At 42.1% G+C, this 2,300-nt stretch carries 4 protein-coding genes; all 4 read left to right on the top strand.

Features of this window, described 5'->3' with window-relative positions; all coding sequences use genetic code 11:
- The first annotated feature begins 114 nt into the window (after positions 1-114).
- The 4 genes from N7974_RS20870 (at position 115) to N7974_RS20365 (ending at position 2,220) form a co-directional block, all read left to right on the top strand.
- Complete coding sequence (locus N7974_RS20870; protein WP_394813140.1) at positions 115-357, top strand: type II toxin-antitoxin system RelE/ParE family toxin; 243 nt, start codon at positions 115-117, stop codon at positions 355-357.
- 119 nt (positions 358-476) lie between these two features.
- On the top strand, positions 477-764 hold the full coding sequence (locus tag N7974_RS20375; RefSeq protein ID WP_262967365.1) for a type II toxin-antitoxin system RelE/ParE family toxin: 288 nt from the start codon (positions 477-479) through the stop codon (positions 762-764).
- 3 nt (positions 765-767) lie between these two features.
- Entirely contained in the window at positions 768-1,067 is a 300-nt protein-coding gene (locus N7974_RS20370; protein ID WP_262967364.1) for an addiction module antidote protein, read from the top strand.
- A gap of 847 nt (positions 1,068-1,914) precedes the next feature.
- Positions 1,915-2,220, top strand: coding sequence for an SEC-C metal-binding domain-containing protein (locus N7974_RS20365; RefSeq protein WP_262967363.1), 306 nt, complete (start codon positions 1,915-1,917; stop codon positions 2,218-2,220).
- Positions 2,221-2,300 lie beyond the last annotated feature (80 nt).

The raw sequence follows: 2,300 nt of genomic DNA, 5'->3' as shown, positions 1-2,300 counted from the left end.
CAAGAAATCGGAACGGTACGCGAGGAATTACGGAGACACTTTGAATCATGAGGGTTGTTGTCACGGACGAGGCCAAGGCCGACTTGATGGAGATCGGCGAGTTTATCCGTCCGCATAATCCCGAACGAGGCAACTTTCGTTGATGAAATTCTTGGACGTTGTGCCGATCTTGCCGACATGCCCCGCGCTTTCCCATTGATTCCGCGTTATGAGCACCATGGGATTCGGCGTTGTGTACATCGGGATTACCTAATTTTTTATCGTGTCCTTAAAGACCTCGTTGAGATAATCCACATTTTGCACGGTGCGCGGAATTATGAGGTGCTTTTGTTTCCAGATGATCCAATGGCGGATTGAGGAGAATACTGCGACAAATTTTTTCTGCACCATACCAGATAGGGGTTCTTCCACGGGCCCCCTATTAATACTGGATTGACTAGTTGTAATCGAACGAATACAATTAGGCTATGATTACAATGCGCACCCTACCAAAATTCGATGCTTGGCTTTCTGGCCTGCGTGATGGCATGACCAAACGTCGGTTAGTGGCTCGACTGAGAAAAGCCCAGCTTGGCAATATGGGCGACATCAAGCCGGTAGGTGAAGGAATATTTGAAATGCGTGAACATTTCGGCCCTGGCTGGCGTATGTATTATGTGCAGCGAGGAGCAGTGATAATTGTAATGTTGGGTGGCGGCGATAAATCTACCCAGGCCACAGATATTGCCGAGGCCAAACAGTTGGCTGATTCTTTGGAGGATTAAACCGTGACCAATAAAATTAATATTGCCAGCCTGCCTGAATTCGATGCTTCACACTATCTGGATAGTGAAGTGGCGATTGCAGAGTATTTGACTGCCATCATCGATGACGGAGATTCTGCGCTACTGGCGGCGGCATTGGGCGACATTGCTCGTGCTCGTGGCATGTCGGAGATAGCCCGTTCAGCAGGACTCACACGCGAAGCGCTTTATAAGGCCCTTCGCCCCAATGCGCACCCTCGCTTCGACACAATTTCTAAAGTCTGTAAGGCACTTGGGGTTAAACTCAATGTAGAAGCTATTTAAGCTTTCACTATTCGCTTGGGCGTTGTTGAATAAATCAAAATTTGGCCAAAGTTCGTCATTTCTATCGTTAGTTAGATTTTTACGGACACGAGCATGCCCAGATTTGTCATTCTGTTGAGTGCAGCTGCACTGATCCATGCTTCGGTTTTTTGCTGTGGTAGCGCACGCGCTTTCATGGTGTTGCCAAAAATGCACTTATAGCGCTACATGCCAAGATCAACATGGAGTGCTAATCAACAAAAGGCTCTAAAGTTCCACAGGGATTCTCTACGTTTTTGACCGCACACGATAAACATAAATAAGTGATGAGAAACTATGGCTAGTCTAAAAAAGTCTTATATATGCGTTTTTTATGCACTATGTGCGCAATATATTAGGACATTTTTACGACTAATAATGAACTAACAAAACGGTCGTTATTTTGTACAAATAAAGCGCCCTAAATACAGCCTAAATTTGAGAGATCGAAAATAGGCCGCAGACCTTTGTACACAATGGGTTCATTAAAATTTCGTGAAACTTTAGAGCCTTTTGTTGATTAGCACCCAATGTAAATGAACTGTAAATCGACTTTATCTTACACGGCATGATGCGCCCTGTAGCCAATGTGTAAAGGTGTAAGGCAATGTATACATTATTTATATCTTGCTGGATTGATTCAGTTTGTGAGCTTAGTTTTTAGTCATGCTGTGCTTGACTTTTTTATGCGAATATTTCGCTACTGATATAAGCGACGCGCAACCACTTGATTTTATAGGTTTGAAAATTTGACGTAAAAATTACCCTTTGCGCAAAGAGCTTTTCATTCACTACAATGCAGTAATGTTTATTCCATAACGTATTAAATATGAAAAAAATCAATAGAACCGCCACTTGTCCTTGTGGTAGTGGAAAAAAATATAAAAACTGTTGCCTTAAGCAAGAAATCGCACTATTGCCTAAAAAAAGTGGACATGCAATTGAACAGTTATCCGAACTACATGTGAATAAAATACTATCCATTGACGATACAATTGGAACAGGGCTTGCTACATTGCTTGCAAAAAATTTAAAGCTCAGTGACATTGTTTTCCCAGAAAAAGGAAAAAGAATAAATAGTGATATGGCCCCCTGCGTCAGAATAGTTGTCGCCTCAAATTTTAAGAAAAAATAAAATTTGAGATTAAAAATGAAAAAATATAAAAGGTATTCAGTAGGCTTCAGAGAGCAGGCCCTGGTAAAAGTATACAATCG

This window comes from Methylobacter psychrophilus (assembly GCF_025583945.1).
Lineage (GTDB): Bacteria > Pseudomonadota > Gammaproteobacteria > Methylococcales > Methylomonadaceae > Methylobacter_C > Methylobacter_C psychrophilus.
This window is presented reverse-complemented; position numbering and strand designations above follow the sequence as displayed.